Source organism: uncultured Tateyamaria sp. (genome assembly GCF_947503415.1).
Classification (GTDB): Bacteria; Pseudomonadota; Alphaproteobacteria; order Rhodobacterales; family Rhodobacteraceae; genus Tateyamaria.
In genome coordinates, this window is sequence record NZ_CANNDS010000003.1 from 439,995 (window position 1) to 457,548 (window position 17,554).

At 61.6% G+C, this 17,554-nt stretch carries 22 protein-coding genes; 6 read left to right on the forward strand and 16 right to left on the reverse strand.

Annotated elements, in window-relative coordinates; translation table 11 throughout:
* Window positions 1–12: 12 nt before the first annotated feature.
* The 9 genes from Q1A32_RS18825 to rlmJ form a co-directional block, all read right to left on the reverse strand.
* Window positions 13–1,347, reverse strand: a complete 1,335-nt coding sequence (locus Q1A32_RS18825; RefSeq protein WP_299656655.1) for a glutamine synthetase family protein — start codon at window positions 1,345–1,347, stop codon at window positions 13–15.
* 4 nt (window positions 1,348–1,351) lie between these two features.
* Window positions 1,352–2,158 (reverse strand): ABC transporter permease, encoded by an 807-nt coding sequence (locus Q1A32_RS18830; RefSeq protein ID WP_299656658.1) that lies wholly within the window; start codon window positions 2,156–2,158, stop codon window positions 1,352–1,354.
* Complete coding sequence (locus tag Q1A32_RS18835) at window positions 2,155–3,039, reverse strand: ABC transporter permease (RefSeq protein ID WP_299656734.1); 885 nt, start codon at window positions 3,037–3,039, stop codon at window positions 2,155–2,157. Before Q1A32_RS18835 ends, Q1A32_RS18830 begins: the two co-directional genes overlap by 4 nt.
* A gap of 73 nt (window positions 3,040–3,112) precedes the next feature.
* The gene (locus Q1A32_RS18840) at window positions 3,113–3,835 is read right to left on the reverse strand and encodes a transporter substrate-binding domain-containing protein (RefSeq protein WP_299656661.1); all 723 of its coding nucleotides are present in this window, start codon (window positions 3,833–3,835) and stop codon (window positions 3,113–3,115) included.
* A gap of 28 nt (window positions 3,836–3,863) precedes the next feature.
* Window positions 3,864–4,637, reverse strand: coding sequence for an ABC transporter ATP-binding protein (locus tag Q1A32_RS18845; protein WP_299656663.1), 774 nt, complete (start codon window positions 4,635–4,637; stop codon window positions 3,864–3,866).
* A 122-nt stretch (window positions 4,638–4,759) separates the two neighbouring features.
* Entirely contained in the window at window positions 4,760–5,497 is a 738-nt protein-coding gene (locus tag Q1A32_RS18850) for a PhnD/SsuA/transferrin family substrate-binding protein (RefSeq protein WP_299656666.1), read from the reverse strand.
* Entirely contained in the window at window positions 5,497–5,928 is a 432-nt protein-coding gene (locus tag Q1A32_RS18855; RefSeq protein ID WP_299656669.1) for a TerB family tellurite resistance protein, read from the reverse strand. Before Q1A32_RS18855 ends, Q1A32_RS18850 begins: the two co-directional genes overlap by 1 nt.
* A 25-nt stretch (window positions 5,929–5,953) precedes the next feature.
* A complete protein-coding gene (locus Q1A32_RS18860; RefSeq protein ID WP_299656672.1) occupies window positions 5,954–6,388 on the reverse strand; it encodes a TerB family tellurite resistance protein in 435 nt (144 codons plus the stop codon).
* Between the two features lie 6 nt (window positions 6,389–6,394).
* Entirely contained in the window at window positions 6,395–7,168 is a 774-nt protein-coding gene (gene rlmJ / locus Q1A32_RS18865) for a 23S rRNA (adenine(2030)-N(6))-methyltransferase RlmJ (protein WP_299656675.1), read from the reverse strand.
* A 308-nt stretch (window positions 7,169–7,476) separates the two neighbouring features.
* Between rlmJ and Q1A32_RS18870 the strand changes: the two genes are divergently transcribed.
* Window positions 7,477–7,854 (forward strand): RidA family protein, encoded by a 378-nt coding sequence (locus Q1A32_RS18870; RefSeq protein ID WP_299656678.1) that lies wholly within the window; start codon window positions 7,477–7,479, stop codon window positions 7,852–7,854.
* Between the two features lie 94 nt (window positions 7,855–7,948).
* Here Q1A32_RS18870 and Q1A32_RS18875 read toward each other — a convergent pair whose 3' ends face one another.
* The 5 genes from Q1A32_RS18875 to secG form a co-directional block, all read right to left on the reverse strand.
* On the reverse strand, window positions 7,949–8,548 hold the full coding sequence (locus Q1A32_RS18875; protein ID WP_299656681.1) for a ferric reductase-like transmembrane domain-containing protein: 600 nt from the start codon (window positions 8,546–8,548) through the stop codon (window positions 7,949–7,951).
* 9 nt (window positions 8,549–8,557) lie between these two features.
* Window positions 8,558–9,052, reverse strand: coding sequence for a twin-arginine translocation pathway signal (locus Q1A32_RS18880; RefSeq protein WP_299615459.1), 495 nt, complete (start codon window positions 9,050–9,052; stop codon window positions 8,558–8,560).
* Window positions 9,053–9,184: 132 nt separating this feature from the next.
* Window positions 9,185–9,340: a hypothetical protein gene (locus tag Q1A32_RS18885; RefSeq protein ID WP_299656683.1), complete on the reverse strand. Its 156-nt coding sequence runs from the start codon at window positions 9,338–9,340 to the stop codon at window positions 9,185–9,187.
* 140 nt (window positions 9,341–9,480) lie between these two features.
* On the reverse strand, window positions 9,481–11,124 hold the full coding sequence (locus Q1A32_RS18890; RefSeq protein WP_299656685.1) for a CTP synthase: 1,644 nt from the start codon (window positions 11,122–11,124) through the stop codon (window positions 9,481–9,483).
* A gap of 159 nt (window positions 11,125–11,283) precedes the next feature.
* Complete coding sequence (gene secG, locus Q1A32_RS18895) at window positions 11,284–11,646, reverse strand: preprotein translocase subunit SecG (protein WP_299615465.1); 363 nt, start codon at window positions 11,644–11,646, stop codon at window positions 11,284–11,286.
* A gap of 115 nt (window positions 11,647–11,761) precedes the next feature.
* Here secG and nthA point away from each other — a divergent pair, with 115 nt between their 5' ends.
* From nthA to Q1A32_RS18910, 3 genes are read left to right on the forward strand one after another with little or no spacing between them, the layout of a single operon-like run.
* Window positions 11,762–12,379, forward strand: a complete 618-nt coding sequence (nthA, locus tag Q1A32_RS18900; protein WP_299656737.1) for a nitrile hydratase subunit alpha — start codon at window positions 11,762–11,764, stop codon at window positions 12,377–12,379.
* Entirely contained in the window at window positions 12,376–13,050 is a 675-nt protein-coding gene (gene nthB, locus Q1A32_RS18905) for a nitrile hydratase subunit beta (RefSeq protein WP_299656687.1), read from the forward strand. Before nthA ends, nthB begins: the two co-directional genes overlap by 4 nt.
* Entirely contained in the window at window positions 13,047–13,355 is a 309-nt protein-coding gene (locus tag Q1A32_RS18910) for a nitrile hydratase accessory protein (protein WP_299656689.1), read from the forward strand. The genes nthB and Q1A32_RS18910 overlap by 4 nt, the downstream gene beginning before the upstream one ends.
* 83 nt (window positions 13,356–13,438) lie before the next feature.
* Here Q1A32_RS18910 and Q1A32_RS18915 read toward each other — a convergent pair whose 3' ends face one another.
* A complete protein-coding gene (locus Q1A32_RS18915) occupies window positions 13,439–13,834 on the reverse strand; it encodes a DUF6524 family protein (RefSeq protein ID WP_299656691.1) in 396 nt (131 codons plus the stop codon).
* A gap of 171 nt (window positions 13,835–14,005) precedes the next feature.
* On the opposite strand from Q1A32_RS18915, the gene Q1A32_RS18920 reads away from it, so the two are divergent.
* Both Q1A32_RS18920 and Q1A32_RS18925 read left to right on the forward strand, forming a co-directional pair.
* Window positions 14,006–15,298: an adenylosuccinate synthase gene (locus Q1A32_RS18920; RefSeq protein ID WP_299656693.1), complete on the forward strand. Its 1,293-nt coding sequence runs from the start codon at window positions 14,006–14,008 to the stop codon at window positions 15,296–15,298.
* Window positions 15,299–15,308: 10 nt separating this feature from the next.
* Window positions 15,309–15,533, forward strand: coding sequence for a DUF2842 domain-containing protein (locus Q1A32_RS18925; RefSeq protein WP_299615475.1), 225 nt, complete (start codon window positions 15,309–15,311; stop codon window positions 15,531–15,533).
* Window positions 15,534–15,921: 388 nt separating this feature from the next.
* Here Q1A32_RS18925 and Q1A32_RS18930 read toward each other — a convergent pair.
* Window positions 15,922–17,554, reverse strand: a 1,633-nt coding sequence (locus tag Q1A32_RS18930) for a hypothetical protein (RefSeq protein ID WP_299656696.1), incomplete at its 5' end; no start/stop codon positions are given.

A 17,554-nucleotide genomic window follows, 5' to 3' on the forward strand; every position in this document is an offset into this window, starting at 1 on the left:
ATAGTGTGTGCCTCAGACGCTGTCGAGGTAGATTTCCGTTTGCTCGTCAGGTGAAAGTTCCGCCATGTACCGCGCCTCTTGCCGCTTGGTCATAAGCATGTTGCGGATCAGTTCTGCGTTGAAGATGCGGGCGATTTCGGCGCTTTCTTCGAACGCCTTTATGGCATTGTCCCACGTGCTGGGAACTTGCGGCAGGTCCTGTGCATAGGCGTTGCCGGTGATGGGGGCGGCGGGACCTGTGGCATCCTCCAACCCGTTCAGAGCAGCGCCCAGCACAGCGGCGATGGACAGGTAGGGGTTCACGTCACCCCCCGCGAGGCGGTGTTCAATGCGTCGCGCAGCCGGAGGACCGGACGGCACGCGGATGGCAGCGGTACGGTTTTCATAGGCCCATGCGATGCTCGTGGGCGCATGCGCCCCCGGCACCAGCCGTGCATAGGAATTGGCGTGGGGGGCAAAGATCAGCATGGAGCCGGGCATGGCCGCCAGACATCCCTGGACCGCGTGCCGCAATGCGTCGCTGCCCGCGTCCGTGCCGTCATCAAAGATGTTTGTGCCGGCGTCATCCAGTACGGAAAAATGCATGTGCAGCCCGTTGCCCGCGTAGTCCGCGTAGGGTTTGGCCATGAAGGACGCGGCAAAGCCGTGCTTGCGGGCGAGCCCCTTGACCAGCATCTTGAACAGCCACGCGTCATCTGCGGCTTTCAAAGCATCAGGCTGGTGCATCAGGTTGATCTCGAACTGACCCAGCCCGCTTTCGGATATGGCGGTGTCCGCGGGGATGTCCATCGCCTCGCAGGCGTCATACAGCTCGGTAAAGAAGTCGTCGAAAGCATCGAGCGTTCGCATCGACAGGATTTCGCCCGCCACACGCCGCTTGCCGGAACGCGGAGACATCGGCACCCGCAGGCGGCTGCCTGTGTCGTCGATCAGGAAGAACTCCAGCTCCACCGCAACAACGGGGGTCAGGCCCTTGTCTTTGAAACGTTTCTGAACGGCGGCCAGGGCGTGACGCGGATCACCCATGAAAGGCTGGCCATCGTCGTGGAACATCCAGATCGGCAGCAGCCCGGTCGGTGTGTTCAGCCACGGCATCGGCACAAACCCACGCTCCGTCGGCTTCAACACTCCGTCACGGTCACCACTGTCCATCACAAGCGGGCTGTCCTCGATGTCCTCTCCCCAGATGTCGAGGTTCAGCACGGACATGGGAAAGCGCGTACCGTCGGTCGTCACCTTGTCGGCAAAGCGCACCGGCATCCGCTTGCCCCGCGCAACCCCGTTCAGATCAGCAGCGGCGACGCGAATGGCGCGAATTTCGGGGTTATCGACAAGCCAGTCGTGCATGGGATTACCGGATCAGGTTCATGCGCAGTTTCATCTTCTGACGCGTATTGGCGGGCAGGTGACGGTTCAGCCGCCGGTTCACAAGGCCGAACAGGCTGATGATGACCAGCGTCAGCAGGATGAAGTAGGCGGCCAGGATCGGGTAGGGGATGAACGGGTTGAACGTCTTGTCCGCGAAGTAGTTGGCATAATAGAGCGCGTCGCCCCGCTGTTGCCATGCTGGAAACCCCGAGAAGAAGACCAGCGTGGTCGCGTGGAAAAGAAAGATCGCCTCGTTCGTGTAGGCGGGCCAGGCCAGACGCAGCATGGTGGGCCAGACAACGCGCTTGAACCGGGGCCAGCCCGAGAGGCCATAGGCATCGGCGGCTTCGACCTCTCCCTTGGGGATGGATTGCAGCGCACCATGGAAAATCTCGGCTGAATAGGCGGCGGTGTTCAGGAACAGCACGATCAGCGCGCCCAGCCATGCGGCTGTGAACGGGTCAAAGAACGGGTGTACGCCCTTGAGTTGCAGAAACAGGAAATAGGCAAAGAAGAACTGGATGAACAGCGGCGAGCCTCGGAAGACAAAGATGAACCATTCCGACGGCTTGCGTGTCAGATTTGAGGTGGAGTTCTTGCCCATGGCCACCGCCGTTGCCAGCAGGAAGCCAAAGATCAGGGCCAACACACCGAAGTAGATATTCCAGATCATGCCGGAGCCGATCAGCGTGATTTGCTGGCACAGGGTAAAGTCGTCGCGGGGCAACAACCGCTCACCAATTCCCACGGCGCGCAGACCGTAGTCCATGATGGTTTGGACGCAGCTCACGCCGGGGCCTTTCGCTGCGCTTCGCCGCCCGTCGTTGCCTGCCCGCGGGTGAGGCGGGTCATCAGGCGGTCCAGCACAATCTCGGACGCGCGGGTGAATATGAGGTAGAAGATCAGGAGTGCCAGGAAGTACCACATGCGCCAGTCCCCATGCGGGTATTCGGTAAAGCGGGACGTCTTGGTCCCGCCCAGTTCGCGGGCCCAATACACGATGTCCTCGACCCCCAGCAGGAACAGTAGCGGTGTCGCCTTGATCAGCACCATCCACAGGTTTGACAGGCCGGGCAGGGCAAAGACCCACATTTGCGGCACCATCACCCGCCAGAACGTCTGGCGCGGGGACATGCCATAGGCTTCGGCGGTTTCAAGCTGCGCCTTGGGCACGGCGCGCATGGCGCCAAAGAGGACGTTGGCAGCGAATGCGCCAAAGACGATGGCAAAGGTCAGGACGGCGATGGAGAAGCCGTAGGTTTCGTGCACCCATTGTGGCGCATTGCCCAGCGGCATCTTGGCGGCGGCACACACAACGAAATCGTTGCCTTGCCGCACGGGTTCTGACCAATCGGGGCAGAGCGCACGGTGGCGCAGGTATTCGATGGCCTGATCCAATGCGATGACGAAGAACAGAAAGAACGCGATGTCGGGCACGCCGCGCACAATCGCGATATAGCCGCGGCCCACCCACGACACCGGCGCGATGCGGGACCGTGCAGCAGAGGCTCCGGCAAAGCCAAAAGCCAGCGCGGCAGGGGCAGTGATGGCCAGAAGCAGCAGCACGGTCAGCACGGACCAATAGATCGACATGTGCTTGCCCGTGGTCAGGTAGCACGCCATCCACTGCCAGTCGGACAATGTGCTTGGGTCTGTGCAAAAGCTGAAAATGGCGGGCCTCGGGCTGGGCGTATGGTCAGAAAAATGGAGACGGCGGTTGGCCGTCCCCAATCAGGTCAATCGCTTAGAAGCCGTCGCCGATTTCCCATTTGGCGATCAGTTCATTCAGCGAGCCGTCTTCCTTCATCGACGTGATGGCCGCGTTGAACTTGTCCTTCAGCTCTGTATCGCTTTCGCGCAGGCCAAGGCCGATGCCGCCGCCGATCAGCTCTTCTTGTTCAAGCATGATCAGGTCAGCGTCTTCGTCCGCGATGGGCGTCAGGAATGCCTTGTCGGCCAGAACCGCATCCGCTTCGCCGTTTTTGACGGCTGCGATGGTTTCTTCGGGCGTTGCGAATTCAACCAGCGTGGCACCGCTTTCCGCGATAAAGGCCGCTTGGATGGTGTTGGCCTGTGCCGCGATCACACCGCCTGTCAGGTCCGCGTCAGCTGATGCGGCAACGTAAGCCGAAGGGTCAGGCAAGGTGTAGTTCTGCGTGAAATCGATGACTTCGTCGCGTTCGTCGGTGATGCTCATGCCCGCGATGATCGTGTCGTAGTTGCCGGACACGAGGTTGGGGATGATGCTGTCCCATTCGTTGGTGACCCATTCGCAGGTCAGCTCGGCGCGCGCGCACAGCTCGTCGCCCAACTCGCGTTCAAAGCCGTCCACTTCGCCCGCGTCGTTGATGAAGTTGTAGGGGGGGTAGGCGCCCTCGGTGCCCATGCGGACAACGGCGTGGCCGTCGGCCAGTGCGAATGTGGCAGTCATGGCGACAGCGACAGTCGAAAGCAAAATGGATTTCATGAGTGTTTTCTCCCGGTTTTTTGTTGGTTTACGCGGCGTGGGTTGCAGACAGAAACCCGCGCAGACGTTCTGATTTGGGTGCGCCGAACAGATCGTCTGGCGCCCCTTGTTCTTCGATCAGGCCCTGATGCAGGAACACGACATGGTCGCTCACATCATGGGCCAGTTTCATGTCATGGGTGACGATCAGCATGGTGCGCCCTTCGGCGGCCAAGTCCTTGATCACCTTGACAACTTCCTGTTCCAGTTCGGGGTCGAGCGCGCTGGTGGGTTCGTCAAAGAGCAGCGCCTCAGGCTCCATGCACAGCGCACGCGCAATGGCGGCGCGTTGCTGTTGGCCACCGGACAGTTGCGCCGGATAGACGTCGCATTTGTCGCCGATGCCGACCTTGTCGAGATAGGCGCGGGCGGCTTTCTCCACCTCTGCCGGATCGCGGCGCAGCACTGTCACCGGCGCTTCCATCACGTTTTGCAGGATGGTCATGTGGGCCCATAGATTGAATTGCTGGAACACCATCGACAGGTTGGTGCGGATGCGCAGCACCTGCTTGGGATCGGACGGGCGGCGGCCATGACCGCTGCCTTTCCATGTCACAGGTTCGCCCTTGAACAGCATCTCACCCTGTTGGCTGTCTTCGAGCAGGTTGCAGCAGCGCAAAAGGGTGGATTTGCCAGAGCCGGAAGAGCCGATCAGTGATACCACGTCACCGCGCTTGGCCTTGATGTCCACGCCTTTGAGCACTTCGAGCGCGCCGTAGGCTTTGTGCAAATCGCGAATTTCGATGACGGCTGTGTCGGACAAGGGGCACGCTGTTTTGTTTTGGTCGCCGGGCATAAGGGAGGAAAATATGGGCCTTGTCCACGGGCAAAAGGGACGTTTTGCCTGCGTTTTGTGCAAATTGACGTGGGGAGAGGCCGGTTTGGTTAAGGCGCGGGCGGTATGGGGAGCGCTAGGTACTCGGATGCCGGGATATCGATCAGGCCCTTGAGGCGAAGGGTTGCGCGGTCATTTGCGGATAGTGCCGCGATGCCTGACCGGATTGCGTTGGCAATCGGGATGGGATCGCGGCCGAGAGCCGTGATGTAGGGCAAGGCAGGGGTGGGCGATGTCCGCGCGAACGTATCGATCTGCTGCGCCATGTCCGGATTGACCTGCGCCCAAAGCAGGTAAGTGAGCGCGTCGATGCCTGCGTAATCGGCCGCACCGCTTAGGACCGCTTCGATACTGGCGATATGTGCATCGGTTCTGATGGTGTTTCGCGGATGCGCGCCGTGGTTCTTCAAATGCGCGATGGGCGCGGCCCAACCCGACTGGGACAGAGCATCATTGTAGGCCATAATACCTTGTTTCGACAGGGTTTTGAGGTCCCGTGCATCGCTGCGTCTGCGGATCAAATAGCTGAAATAGTGACCGGCAGGGCAATCCGGCAAGTCATAGACCGGGGTGCCGACCAGCGTGACCTTTCCATGCAGGCGTGCCCGGAACGGCAAGCCGCATGTTTGTGCCAAAAGCAGGTCGGGCGACTGCCATTCTGCCCAGGCGTCACCGTCGCGGGTCAGATGATCGGGGCCGTGTCCCAAGGCGGCGCGGATGCCAGACCAGAGCCGGTCGTGGGCATCCCGCAGGTGCGGCATGTCGTACATGCCAAGGGACGCGATCATCAGCTGACGCGTTGGCGGGCGCGGGCGCTGTCTTGATCGGTGATGCCCAACAGGTTGGTCACAAGCCGCAGCAGTGCGTCCTCTTCCTGTGCGCGTTGACCGTCAGCCAGCACGACCTTCCACAGGGCTTCGACCACGGCCAGCCGATCTTCGTAAGCGACGGCCTCCTTGATGGCGCGGGTGAAGCGAACGGTGTCGGGGGCCTCTGCCTCCATCGCTTCGGCTTCGGTCCGCAAGGCATTGGCATCGCTTGCAGAAAGCCCATAGCGGTCTTGCGTGATCTGGTCGATCAATGCCCGTTCGTCGCCGGAATAGTCGTTGTCCGAGCGGGCCACACGGACCAGAAGAGCGCTCAGGGCAAGCCGCGCGTCGGCGTCGGCGATGGGGGCGGGCTCGGGCTGGATCAGCCGTTTGAGGAGGTCCTGGAACATGAGGGGCTATGTATGCCGCCGTTTGCTATTCGCCAAGCGCGCGGGTGCGAATGTCAGCGCTGTCTTCGGCAGTGATACCCATCGCGGCTTCGATCTGGTGCAGCACGGTTTCCTCGATATTGGCGTGATCTCCATCGGCCAGAAGGACCTGCCACATCGCCATGGCAAGGCCCAGCCGGTCGGCGTAAGGCACTGTTTCCCTGAGGATATCCGCAAATTCAGGCGTGCCGGGCGCGTGACGTTCCAGCGCTTCACAGGTGGCACGCAGCTTGGCGGCATCCAGCGGTTTCAGATCGAAGGTGGCCGACAGGATCTTGTCGATCGCAGCCACTTCCGGGGCCTGATATTCGCGGTCTGCCATGGCAACCCGCACCAACAGCGCGCCCAGGGCAAGCTGTGGGGTGGGTTCCGGCAAGGGTTTGGTTTCTTTGGGTCTTTTGGGGAAAAGGCGTTCGAACATTCGGTATCACTTCACTTGGTCTAGCCGAGTTTTCAGATTTGCGGCCTGTTCGGCAAGCCCAAAGGGAGGTCGGATCACGAAAAGGCCAGAGCCCACCATACCATGACCCGGGCGCGCAGGCGGGAACCGAACCTCGTGACGCAGAGCGTCGGGATGGTCGTTGGCAAGTGTTTTCAACATGTTGGCATGTGCACCTGATGTCAGGATCGGGTACCACAAGACGATGATGCCGACATTCCATGCACGTACATATTTTTTGATATGGCCGGGGATGGTCTCGTAATCGTCCTTCACCTCGAAACTCGGGTCGATCAGCATGAGGCCACGCCGGGGTGTTGGGGGCAGCATCGAATGGGCCATCGCAAAGCCGTCGGCCCGGCGGACCGTGGCTGTGGGCAAGGCCAGTTCAAGCGCGTTGTGTTCACTTGGATGCAGCTCTGCGATGGTCAGAGTGTCCGTGTCGCGCAAGGTTTGTGCAGCAATGAGGGGCGAGCCCGGATAGGCGTTTTCCCCATGTAGATCAGAGGTTTGTGACAGGCACTTCGCGTAAGGGTGATCCGCCTCAAACCAGTGCCGTACCCGCACAATTCCTTGTGCAGCTTCGCCCGTCTTGCGCGCCTCGTCCGCGTCCAGATCATAAAGCGCGCGGCCGCCATGGGTTTCGATGTAGCTGACGGGTTTGTCCTTGCGCGTGAGGTAGTCGAGCATCCACGCGAGCAGGCTGTGCTTGTGGACGTCCGCCAGATTTCCGGCGTGGTAGATATGTTGGTAGCTGAGCATGGGCGCTTATGGCCCGGGCACCACCGTACGCGCAACGGTTAACGGAGGTGGCCCGCCTTTGCGCTGGATATGCGGGTTAACGCCAATGAAACAAGGGGATTTGGGCTGTCACCCCCCGTGCACCCCCTGTGCACCCCCCGTACACCGGCTTGTGCACATCTGGCCCAGTTAACGGGGCGAACGGTGAACGTGTAAAAAACCGGTTAACGTCTCTGCGCCGGGTCAGACGGGCGGCAGCATTGCGCGTCCGCGTGTCGTCCGTCATGCAGGTGGCACGACCACGTCAATCAAGAAAGGAGACATGACGTATGACAAGACACTTCATTGTGGATGTGCCGGGGGTGCCGCCGTCACCATCGCCGATATCCAACGCGGTGGTGGTGGGTGATACCTGCCACATCTCGGGTCAGTTGGCGGTGTATGAGGACGGCTACCGGCCCGGCACCGCACGTCAGGAAGCCGAGCGGGCGTTTGATCTGGTGTTCGCCATCGCGGCAGAGGCCGGGTTTGCGAAGGAAGACATTGTGTATGTCGATCTGGCCTTTGCCGATCTGGATGATGTGCCCGAGGTGAACGCGCTTTACGGAGCGCTGTTCGACCCGCGTCCGGCGCGCACCATCTATCAGGCGGCGCGTTTGCCGTTTGATGCCAAGATCAAAGTGCAGGCCATCGCGATGCGCGCCTAGCGGATCGCCTGCGGTGACATGCGGTGAGGCAGGTCCGGTTGCGACCATCGCCTGATTCGGATGCAGCGCAAATCAACAAGACACCAAGGCGCGATCAGCCCGAGCGGCGGGCAAAATCCCGAAACCGCCCCGCGCGCCAGACCACCCGAAGCGTGGCCACCAGTACAAAACCCGCAAGCAGCCATTTCGTAACGACCTCCATCGTGCCCTCGATCAGCAGCGCATGGGTGACGGTCCCGGCGGCGATGACAAGGCCCAGAACCAAGTGCACCCGCCGCCATGTCATTGGACGCAGCGGCAGCCGTCTGCGCCACGCCGCCAGAAGGGCCGTTGCAAACACACCCCACATTGCGATCACGCCCCAGACCGAGAAGGGGGTGGGCGACGTGAAGGTCAATGCATCAACCACGTCCGGTGGGCTGGTGATCCACAGCCCCGCAACATGCAGCAGGACAGCGCCCAAAAGCAGGGTGCCCGTCACGCGGTGCACCCGCCGGGCGTCTGATTGGGACAAGGGCAGGTCGCCCGCTGCCAACAATGGCTGGACCAGCAGCAAGGCCATCCCGACAACGCCGGCAAAACCGGATGCGATGTAGATGCCGTCCCGCCATTGCAGTTGCGGGCTGAACGCTGCTGCCGCAACCGGCGCAATGATCGCTGCCGCCAGCGCAGTCCAGATCAGGGTGGCGCGCATATGGTCAGATCAGGCGGTTTGCAGCACGAAGGCCACGTCGAGCGTTGTGTCCGACGCGCTGCGCATCACCGGGCGCAGGAACACCGTTTCAAAACCGTTCTGATCAAACTCCGCGTCATAGGCGAGATGTCCGTGAGGTTGACCAAACGCGGGCACGATCTGTGGCATGTCCATCCGGAAGCGCCCCTGCGCGTCGGTCAGTGTCGCGCCGTGACTGCGTTCGTCCCGTTCATGCCCTTCGGTCGTGTGCGCCCACATCTGGATCCGGGCGTTGGGAATGGGCGCGCCATCGCCCGCGCGGCGCACGGTGCCTGTCATCAGGAACCCGCCGCCGCCGATGCGGTCCACGATGGGCGCACCGGGGCGGTAATTGTTGGCCCCACCCCGCATGGTGGGCGTGGGTTCGATGCCCTGAGCACGGGCGGGCAAGGTCAGGCCGGTGGCTGTTGTCAAAAGGGCGGCGCTGCCGGTGGCGAGGACGCTGCGGCGGGGGAGTTTGGTCATGGACGTGTCTCCTCAGAAAATGGGCTTGTGACTGAGGTAAGGGCAGATCACGCGGGATAAACCGGGGTCACGGGGTCGTGAACGGACATCGGCCGGGAACAGCGGGTGCGCCCGGGCCACATGTGCGCCGGATCAATACCGCCGATCGTTGTGAAAGTGTGACTTAAGGTCCTGCTCTTGGCGGACGCGAAGCGCATGGCGTTCGTCCATCAGGCGCATCTTTGCCACGACAAGAGCGATGCCCAGCATTACGTTGAGCACGACAAGAGTTGGTAACAGAACAGCCATTTCCAATCCTCCGGCATTGTGTCTGTACCCTTATATATAGGGTCGCCGGGCGCAATGTCGCACCCTGACAGGCACATATCTTGGTGAGCCGGTGGTTTTTGTTGTGTCGGGTGCGGGCACATGGCCCCCCGTCACTGGCCCTAGACGAGGCGGCTCACATCCTTGGCCGCGCGCACGAAGTCTTCGAACAGCGGGTGGGGGGCGAAGGGTTTGGATTTCAGTTCGGGGTGGAACTGCACGCCGATGAACCATGGGTGATCGGACCATTCCACGATCTCGGGCAGCCGACCGTCTGGGGACATGCCGGAGAAACAAAGCCCCGCCTTTTCAAGCTGTTCGCGGTACTTGATGTCCACCTCGTAGCGGTGGCGGTGGCGTTCGTCGATGGCCGTGGTGCCGTAGACTTGGGCCACCCGGCTGCCGTCGGCCAGCGTTGCGTCATAGGCGCCAAGCCGCATCGTGCCGCCCTTGTCGTCGCCTACCTTGCGTTCGACCTTGTGATTGCCCTGCACCCATTCCTTGAGATGGTACACAACCGGTTCAAACCGTTTCTTGCCCGCCTCGTGGTCAAACTCTTCGGAGCCTGCGGTTTTCAGGCCTGCCACGTTCCGCGCCGCTTCGATCACGGCCATTTGCATGCCAAGGCAGATGCCCAGATACGGGACCTTGCGGGTGCGGGCGAACTCGGCCGCCTTGATCTTGCCTTCGGTCCCGCGTTCGCCAAAGCCACCGGGCACGAGGATGGCGTGGAACCCTTCGAGATGCGGGGCGGGGTCTTCGGTGTCGAAAAGCTCTGCGTCCACCCATTCGACCTTGACCCGGACGCGGTTGGCCATGCCGCCATGTGTCAGTGCCTCGGCAATGGATTTGTAGGCGTCTTCAAGCTGGGTGTATTTGCCGACGATGGCGACCTTCACTTCGCCTTCGGCGTTGTGGATGCGGTCGCTGACATCTTCCCATTTGGTCAGGTCGGGCTTGGGCGCCGGGCTGATCTGGAAGGCGTCGAGCACCGCCTGATCCATGCCTTCGCGGTGATAGGCGAGGGGGGCGTCGTAGATGGTGCCAAGGTCTTGGGCCGCGATCACCGCATCGGGGCGGACATTGCAGAACAGCGCCAGTTTCTCACGTTCCTTGACCGGGATCGGCCCTTCGGACCGACAGACAAGGATGTCGGGCGCGATGCCGATGGAGCGGAGTTCCTTCACGCTGTGCTGCGTGGGTTTGGTCTTCAACTCACCGCTGGCCTTGATGTAGGGCAGCAGTGTCAGGTGCATGAAGATGCACTGACCGCGGGGCTTGTCCTGGCTGAACTGGCGAATGGCCTCGAAGAACGGCAGCCCTTCGATGTCGCCCACGGTGCCGCCTATCTCGCAGAGCATGAAGTCGACCTCGTCATCGCCGATCTCGATGAACTCCTTGATCTCGTTCGTAACGTGGGGGATCACCTGGATCGTCTTGCCCAGATAGTCGCCGCGGCGTTCCTTTTCGAGGACGGTGGAGTAGACGCGGCCCGAGGACACGGAATCGGTCTTGCGCGCGGCCACACCTGTGAAGCGCTCGTAGTGGCCCAGGTCGAGATCAGTCTCGGCCCCGTCATCCGTCACGAACACTTCGCCGTGCTCGAAAGGCGACATCGTGCCGGGATCGACGTTCAGATAGGGGTCCAGCTTGCGCAGGCGGACGGAGAAGCCGCGGGCCTGCAACAAAGCGCCAAGGGCCGCCGATGCCAACCCTTTGCCCAGCGATGACACAACGCCGCCCGTGATGAAAATATAGCGTGCCATGTGGTGCAGTCCCCCGTGGTTCATTCAGGCCCAAAGCCCGTTTGTGGCGGCGCAAATCTGGCGCACCCCACGGGACCTCAGTGTAACAGGATTCGGTTCAAAGGGGCAAGGATGCCGCAACATGATGTTGCAGATCTTTCGTTGCCCTCAAGATTTCGTTCAGTCGGCGCTGGGAACCAGCGGTGCGGTGTCGTCGGCGCTGGGTGGCAACAGGTCACCACCGGGCGGTACCAGATCATCGCTGGGCGCGTTTTGCGCAGGTGGCGTGATGCCCAACTGGTCAATCACGGACGTGCCGGAGGCGTTTTGCGCGGCAATGATCGTCAGCGTGATCGACGTGATGGTGAACGCGATGCCGAAGATCCAGGTCACCTTGCCCAGTGCGGTTCCGGCAGGACGACCCGTGGTCGCGCCTCCGCCGCCGCCCATACCCAGGCCACCCCCTTCGGAGCGCTGCATCAGCACCACGGCAATCAGGCCGAGGGCGAGGATCAGGTGGATGATCAGGACGACATTTTCCATGGAGGCTTTAGGCTCTTTGCTGCGCGATGGGCGGTATCTATGCAAGATTGCGGGGCGGGGCAAGGGCGCTTTCGACCTCTGGACAAATGCACGGCCAGCGGCCCATGATCGGGGCATGCCCCATGACCATTCCGACCACGATCACCCGCATTCGCTGTTGCCGTCTGACCCCGCCCTGCGGGTGAAGGCGCTTGAGACAATCCTGACCCAGAAAGGGTTGATTGATCCGGCTGCCTTGGACGAGATCATCGACACGTATGAGAACAAGATCGGCCCCAAGAACGGCGCGCATGTTGTGGCCCGCGCTTGGTCTGATCCCGCGTTCAAGGCCGCGTTGCTGGAGGATGCGGACCCGGTGCTGGCCGAGATGGGATATTACGGGCGGCAGGGCGAGCATATGGTGGTGGTCGAGAATACGGACGCGGTGCACAACATGGTCGTGTGCACGCTTTGCTCTTGCTATCCATGGCCGCTTTTAGGCATTCCACCGGGTTGGTACAAATCCGACGCCTACCGCGCACGCGCCGTGCGTGAGCCGCGCAAGGTGCTCGCGGATTTTGGCGTGACCTTGCCCGAAGAGCAGGCGGTGCGTGTGTGGGATTCGACGGCGGAGGTGCGCTATCTGGTGTTGCCGCAACGCCCCGAGGGGACGGAGGGCATGGACGAGGCGGCCCTCATGTCGCTGGTCACCCGCGACAGCATGATCGGTTGCGGATTGGCGGCAGCCCCATGACGCGCGTACACGACATGGGCGGGCGGTTTGGCGACGGGCCAGTGGTGCCTGAACCCGAACATGTGAAATTCCACGCCGATTGGCACCCGCGGGCTTTGGCAGTCACGCTGGCGAGCGGATCGCTGGGGCTTTGGAACCTTGATGTGTCGCGCCATGCGCGCGAATGCCTGTCGCCCAAGGATTACGGGCGTTTTTCCTATTACGAAAAGTGGATTTCCGCGTTGGCAGACCTGCTGGTCGACACGGGCGCGCTGACGCCAGAAGAATTGGCCAAGGGGCAGTCTGACGGCCCGAGCGATCTGGCAGACAAAAGGTTGGCGGCCGCCGCCGTAGCGGGTGTTCTGGCGAAAGGCGGACCTGCAACACGGCCCAGCAACGTGGCCCCGGTCTATGCCGTCGGAGATACTGTTCAGGTGCGGTCGATGCCCGAGAATGTGCAGGTATCCGGTGGGCACACCCGGCTTCCAGCCTATGCCGCGGGGGCCGTTGGCACGGTGGTCCGGCTGCACGGCACCCACGTGCTGCCTGACAGCAATGCGCACCGGTTGGGTGAGGCGCCGGAACCGCTTTACGCCGTGGCTCTGAAAGCGCGCGACATCTGGGCGCATCCCGAACACCCCGAGGACGAGGTGATCCTTGATCTGTGGCAAAGCTACCTGTCTGCGCCATGAGGCCTGAACCAACCTTCGAAGCCCCGTGGCACGCGCAGCTTTTTGCCCTGACCGTGCATCTGAACGAGGCCGGGCAGTTCGCGTGGCCCGACTGGGCAGAGCGCTTCGGCGCGACGCTGAAACAGCACGGGCTGGAGAAGGACCTGAACGGGGGCGATGATTATTTCACCGCTTGGCTGGAAACGCTCGAAACCTTTCTGACCGAAACGGGAGCTGCCGAGGCGCAGGCCCTGTCAGATATGCGCGCGGCATGGGAAGCGGCTTATCTACGTACACCACACGGACAGCCGGTCTATCTCGACTGATCCTCTTCATCTTGCCAGATATACTCCGGGGGTTTGGGGGCTGGCCCCCAAGAAAGCGTGTTTGGGGGTTGGCCCCCAAGGACCTATTCGTCCACGTCGTCCATATCCGCCTGACCGGACAGGCGGCGGCGCACATGGCTCCAGTTGAGGCCAATGCCCAGCACGAGCGACAGCGCGATCAGCCCCAGCCACGTGTTCACATTGCGGTTGTCGAGGCGCAAGAGCCCCAGATCATAGGCCACCCACAGCATCGCACCCACAACGGCGAGGATCAGCACCATCCCGATCCCGCCAATCGACCGCAGGGTGGCGCGCAGGTAGATGATGTAGGCGATCAGCAAAAGCAGCCCGGCCAGCACGGCGATGGACAGGTTCTGTGACCCGTATTGCGTGACCCATTGGACATAGTTGTATTCCGTGGGGTTATAGGTGGCGGCCAGTAGGCCAAGGGCGAAAAACCAGCGTGCGAGAAAGCCCATTTGAACTGTCCTATTGTCGTCTTTTGCGGTTCATGGCCTGAAAGCTGCGGGTGCTGCAAGCGGCAGCAGCCTCCGGGGCGCGTATTTTCAGTCAGAAGAAACACAAGTTTGCGGTTTGCCTTGCCGTTCCGCGTCGCTATACGGGCGCGGGTTTCATGGAAAGGATGTCTCATGGCCAATGTGGTGGTTGTCGGCGCGCAATGGGGCGACGAGGGCAAGGGCAAGATTGTCGATTGGCTGAGCGAGCGGGCCGACGTGATCGCGCGCTTTCAGGGCGGGCACAATGCCGGGCACACGTTGGTGATCGATGGCGAGGTCTACAAGCTGCATGCGCTGCCTTCGGGTGTTGTGCGCGGCGGCAAGCTGAGCGTGATCGGCAATGGCGTGGTGCTGGACCCCTGGCATCTGGTGTCGGAGATCGAGACGTTGCGGGCGCAAGGCGTTGAGATCACGCCTGAAACGCTGATGGTGGCCGAAAACACGCCGCTGATCCTGCCCATTCATGGCGAATTGGACCGGGCGCGCGAGGCGCAAAACTCGGTGGCCAAGATTGGCACAACAGGGCGGGGCATTGGTCCGGCCTATGAAGACAAGGTGGGGCGTCGTGTTGTGCGTGTGGCCGATCTGGCGGATCAGGCAACGCTGGAATTGCGCGTGGACCGTGCGTTGGTGCATCACGATGCGCTGCGCCGTGGGCTAGGGCTTGATCCCGTGGACCGCGATGCGCTGATTGCGAAGCTGGCAGAGGTGGCACCTGCCATTCTGGAATATGCCGCCCCCGTCTGGAAGGTGATGAACGAGGCACGCAAGGCCGGAAAGCGCATTCTGTTCGAAGGCGCGCAGGGCGCGCTTCTCGACATTGATTTTGGCACTTACCCTTTCGTGACCTCGTCCAACGTGATTGCGGGCCAAGCCGCCACTGGCGTCGGCATGGGGCCCGGCAGCATCGACTTCGTTCTGGGCATCGTCAAAGCCTACACCACCCGCGTGGGCGAGGGGCCGTTTCCGACCGAATTGGAAGACGACGACGGGCAACGTCTGGGCGAGCGGGGCCATGAATTTGGCACCACCACCGGGCGCAAGCGCCGCTGCGGGTGGTTTGATGCGTGCCTTGTGCGCCAGACCTGCGCGACCTCCGGCGTGAACGGCATTTCGCTGACCAAGCTGGATGTGCTGGACGGGTTCGAGACGCTGAAAATCTGTGTCGGTTACGAGTTGGACGGGGTGCGCATGGACTACCTGCCGACGGCCGCCGACCAACAGGCGCGCTGCACGCCCATCTACGAAGAGATGCCGGGTTGGTCGGAATCGACCGAAGGCGCGCGCAGTTGGGCCGACCTGCCTGCCAACGCGATCAAGTATGTGCGCCGCGTCGAGGAGTTGATCGACTGTCCTGTCGCCCTACTTTCCACCTCGCCCGAGCGGGAGGACACAATTCTGGTCCGGGACCCGTTCGCAGACTGAGGAGAGCCCCATGGCGCTGCGCTACAAGACCCGGAAATGGTTGTCCTTGCTCATTTTGGTTGTCGGATTGCCGCTTTATATCGTGGCAGCCGTGACAATCGTCGGGCTGTTTGAGCGGCCATCGATACTGGTGGAACTGCTGATTTACGTGGGCCTTGGGGTGCTCTGGGCCTTTCCACTCAAGGCGGTGTTCAAAGGGATCGGGCAGCCGGACCCGGATGGACCGGGGCATTAGGGCCAGGCCGCTGCGGTTCTGTCAGGATTGGAACCGCCGTTTCCAAACATATTGTCTAGGGTGTCACACACGCGGCCCGTCTGCACGCACATTGATACATCGCAAGTGCGATGTCTTTGAAGGTAGACCGTCAAAGAAGCGAGCAGTTTTCTCAGCCGCAGGTGTGATGGCCGGATGCCACCCTCTCGATTTTGCTTTCATCACGGCAAAATTCGTACATATTGAGTGAAATCAGTACTTTGTCAGAACGCGCTGAGATGGCCGGGCCTCAGCTTCGATCACATGCGGATGCGCAATGAATGTCTGCGGTGGGTCGCCAAAGGTTCTGTGTGGCAAATAAAAAAGGCGCCCGGATGGAGCGCCTTTCTTTTAGCTTTTTATGCGTGACTCAGCCAGCTTCGCGTTGATCGGGGCGGTAGCCTATGTCGCCTGTCACGGCAAAACGGCCGCCTTTGATCTTTTCGATCTTGCCCGCACGCAGCAGTTGGCCGAATGAGCGCAGCCCGTCTTCGCGGCTGAAATCGTCTTGCTCGACCTGGCGCACCTTGGTCATCAGTTGAGGGCGCGAGAACTCGTCGCGGCCTTCGACAAAGCTGAGATAGCTTGCGGCGGCTTCCAGCAGGGCGGGCAGATCATGCGCGCCCATTTCGGTTGCGTAGTCGGCAAAGCTGTTTGTGTCTTCTGTCGCAGCTTCGTCAACCGCGGCCACGCGGCGTGGGGTCACGGGCCCCTTGGGGGCGGCATCCAGGTCCACACGCTGTTCGGCCACCAGCTTGAGCGGCGCGGGCCGGTCACTGCTTGGGCGTTCACCGCGCGCGCCGCGCTGTTCGGGCCGACGTGGCTTCACGACCGAGGCAAGGTCGGAGCGGAACGCGCCTTCTTCTTCCTCGTCCTTTTTGCCGATGCCGGCATCGGCCTTTTTCGCCATTACAGCTGCTTTGAGGTGCTGGAACGCGTTGCGGCGGCGCGAGCCCTCGGGCTCTTCCATCTGGTTGTCGGCTTCCGCCATCAAACGCTGAACGTCGTCGTCATTGACAGGTTCTGCATCCGCTGCGGCGTCGTCCTCCAAGGCGTCTTCCGCAACCTGATCGTCAGCTTCGGCGGTGTCCGACACAGCATCGTCTTCGAATGGCGCGTCATCGATCGCTTCATCTGCCACGGGCAGTTCAGCCTCGACCTCTGCCAGATCGGCCAGCAATTCGGCTTCATCTTCTGCGGACAGGCTGGTGTCCCCGACCGGTTCCGACACCTCTTCCAAGGCACCGCTCGCGATGGCTGCGTCGATATCGGCGCGCTTGACCTTGATGACGCGTGCACGCGGGCGGGCGGGGGCGTCATCTTCGGTTTCTTCAGCGGTTTCACCCTCTGCGTCGTCTGAGGCATCGAAGATATTGTCTTCCTTGTCCTCATCCGCAACGGGTTGATCGTCGTCTTCCGCCATCAGAGCTGCCAGCGAATCGAGGCCGATGTCATCGCCCTCTTGCGTGTCCGCAGCATCCGCCGTGTGATCTTCGGTTGTGTCTGTCTCAACGACATCTGCGGATGCGTCTGTATCCGGCGTGGCTTCGAAGCGGGCAAGGATGTCGGCAATAGCGTCATCACCCTGATCCTGTTCCATGTCTTCGACAAATTCGTCCTGCGCGGCCTCAAAGTCTTCCGCCGCGGCGTCCAGCACGGTTTCAGGGCTTTGTGCTTCGACCTCATCCGTCGAGATGTCTTCAAAGTCAGCGGCAGGTGCGAAGGCTTCGGCATGTTCGTCTTCGAACATCTCGTCTTCTTCGGCCTCTTCCTGACTTTGCGACACGACGGCACGAATGCGCTGCAATTTGGCTGCGATGCTGTCTGGTGCGGCGTCAGCAAGCTGTGCCTCTGGCGCGTCGTCATCGACCAATTCCGCCTCGGCCGGGGTTGCGTCCGTTTGCGAACCGGCAAAGAATTCTTCGGCTTCGGCTTCGGCTTCGGCTTCGGCTTCGGCTTCGGCTTCGGCTTCGGCTTCGGCTTCGGCTTCGGCTTCGGCTTCG

What these genes read in the sequence shown, in the direction of transcription:
- Q1A32_RS18825 (WP_299656655.1), bottom strand. Translation starts at nt 1,347, where the DNA reads ATGCACGACTGGCTTGTCGATAACCCCGAAATTCGCGCCATTCGCGTC.
- Q1A32_RS18840 (WP_299656661.1), bottom strand. Translation starts at nt 3,835, where the DNA reads ATGAAATCCATTTTGCTTTCGACTGTCGCTGTCGCCATGACTGCCACA.
- Q1A32_RS18850 (WP_299656666.1), bottom strand. Translation starts at nt 5,497, where the DNA reads ATGATCGCGTCCCTTGGCATGTACGACATGCCGCACCTGCGGGATGCC.
- Q1A32_RS18855 (WP_299656669.1), bottom strand. Translation starts at nt 5,928, where the DNA reads ATGTTCCAGGACCTCCTCAAACGGCTGATCCAGCCCGAGCCCGCCCCC.
- Q1A32_RS18860 (WP_299656672.1), bottom strand. Translation starts at nt 6,388, where the DNA reads ATGTTCGAACGCCTTTTCCCCAAAAGACCCAAAGAAACCAAACCCTTG.
- rlmJ (WP_299656675.1), bottom strand. Translation starts at nt 7,168, where the DNA reads ATGCTCAGCTACCAACATATCTACCACGCCGGAAATCTGGCGGACGTC.
- Q1A32_RS18870 (WP_299656678.1), top strand. Translation starts at nt 7,477, where the DNA reads ATGACAAGACACTTCATTGTGGATGTGCCGGGGGTGCCGCCGTCACCA.
- Q1A32_RS18875 (WP_299656681.1), bottom strand. Translation starts at nt 8,548, where the DNA reads ATGCGCGCCACCCTGATCTGGACTGCGCTGGCGGCAGCGATCATTGCG.
- Q1A32_RS18880 (WP_299615459.1), bottom strand. Translation starts at nt 9,052, where the DNA reads ATGACCAAACTCCCCCGCCGCAGCGTCCTCGCCACCGGCAGCGCCGCC.
- Q1A32_RS18885 (WP_299656683.1), bottom strand. Translation starts at nt 9,340, where the DNA reads ATGGCTGTTCTGTTACCAACTCTTGTCGTGCTCAACGTAATGCTGGGC.
- Q1A32_RS18890 (WP_299656685.1), bottom strand. Translation starts at nt 11,124, where the DNA reads ATGGCACGCTATATTTTCATCACGGGCGGCGTTGTGTCATCGCTGGGC.
- secG (WP_299615465.1), bottom strand. Translation starts at nt 11,646, where the DNA reads ATGGAAAATGTCGTCCTGATCATCCACCTGATCCTCGCCCTCGGCCTG.
- nthA (WP_299656737.1), top strand. Translation starts at nt 11,762, where the DNA reads ATGCCCCATGACCATTCCGACCACGATCACCCGCATTCGCTGTTGCCG.
- nthB (WP_299656687.1), top strand. Translation starts at nt 12,376, where the DNA reads ATGACGCGCGTACACGACATGGGCGGGCGGTTTGGCGACGGGCCAGTG.
- Q1A32_RS18910 (WP_299656689.1), top strand. Translation starts at nt 13,047, where the DNA reads ATGAGGCCTGAACCAACCTTCGAAGCCCCGTGGCACGCGCAGCTTTTT.
- Q1A32_RS18915 (WP_299656691.1), bottom strand. Translation starts at nt 13,834, where the DNA reads ATGGGCTTTCTCGCACGCTGGTTTTTCGCCCTTGGCCTACTGGCCGCC.
- Q1A32_RS18920 (WP_299656693.1), top strand. Translation starts at nt 14,006, where the DNA reads ATGGCCAATGTGGTGGTTGTCGGCGCGCAATGGGGCGACGAGGGCAAG.
- Q1A32_RS18925 (WP_299615475.1), top strand. Translation starts at nt 15,309, where the DNA reads ATGGCGCTGCGCTACAAGACCCGGAAATGGTTGTCCTTGCTCATTTTG.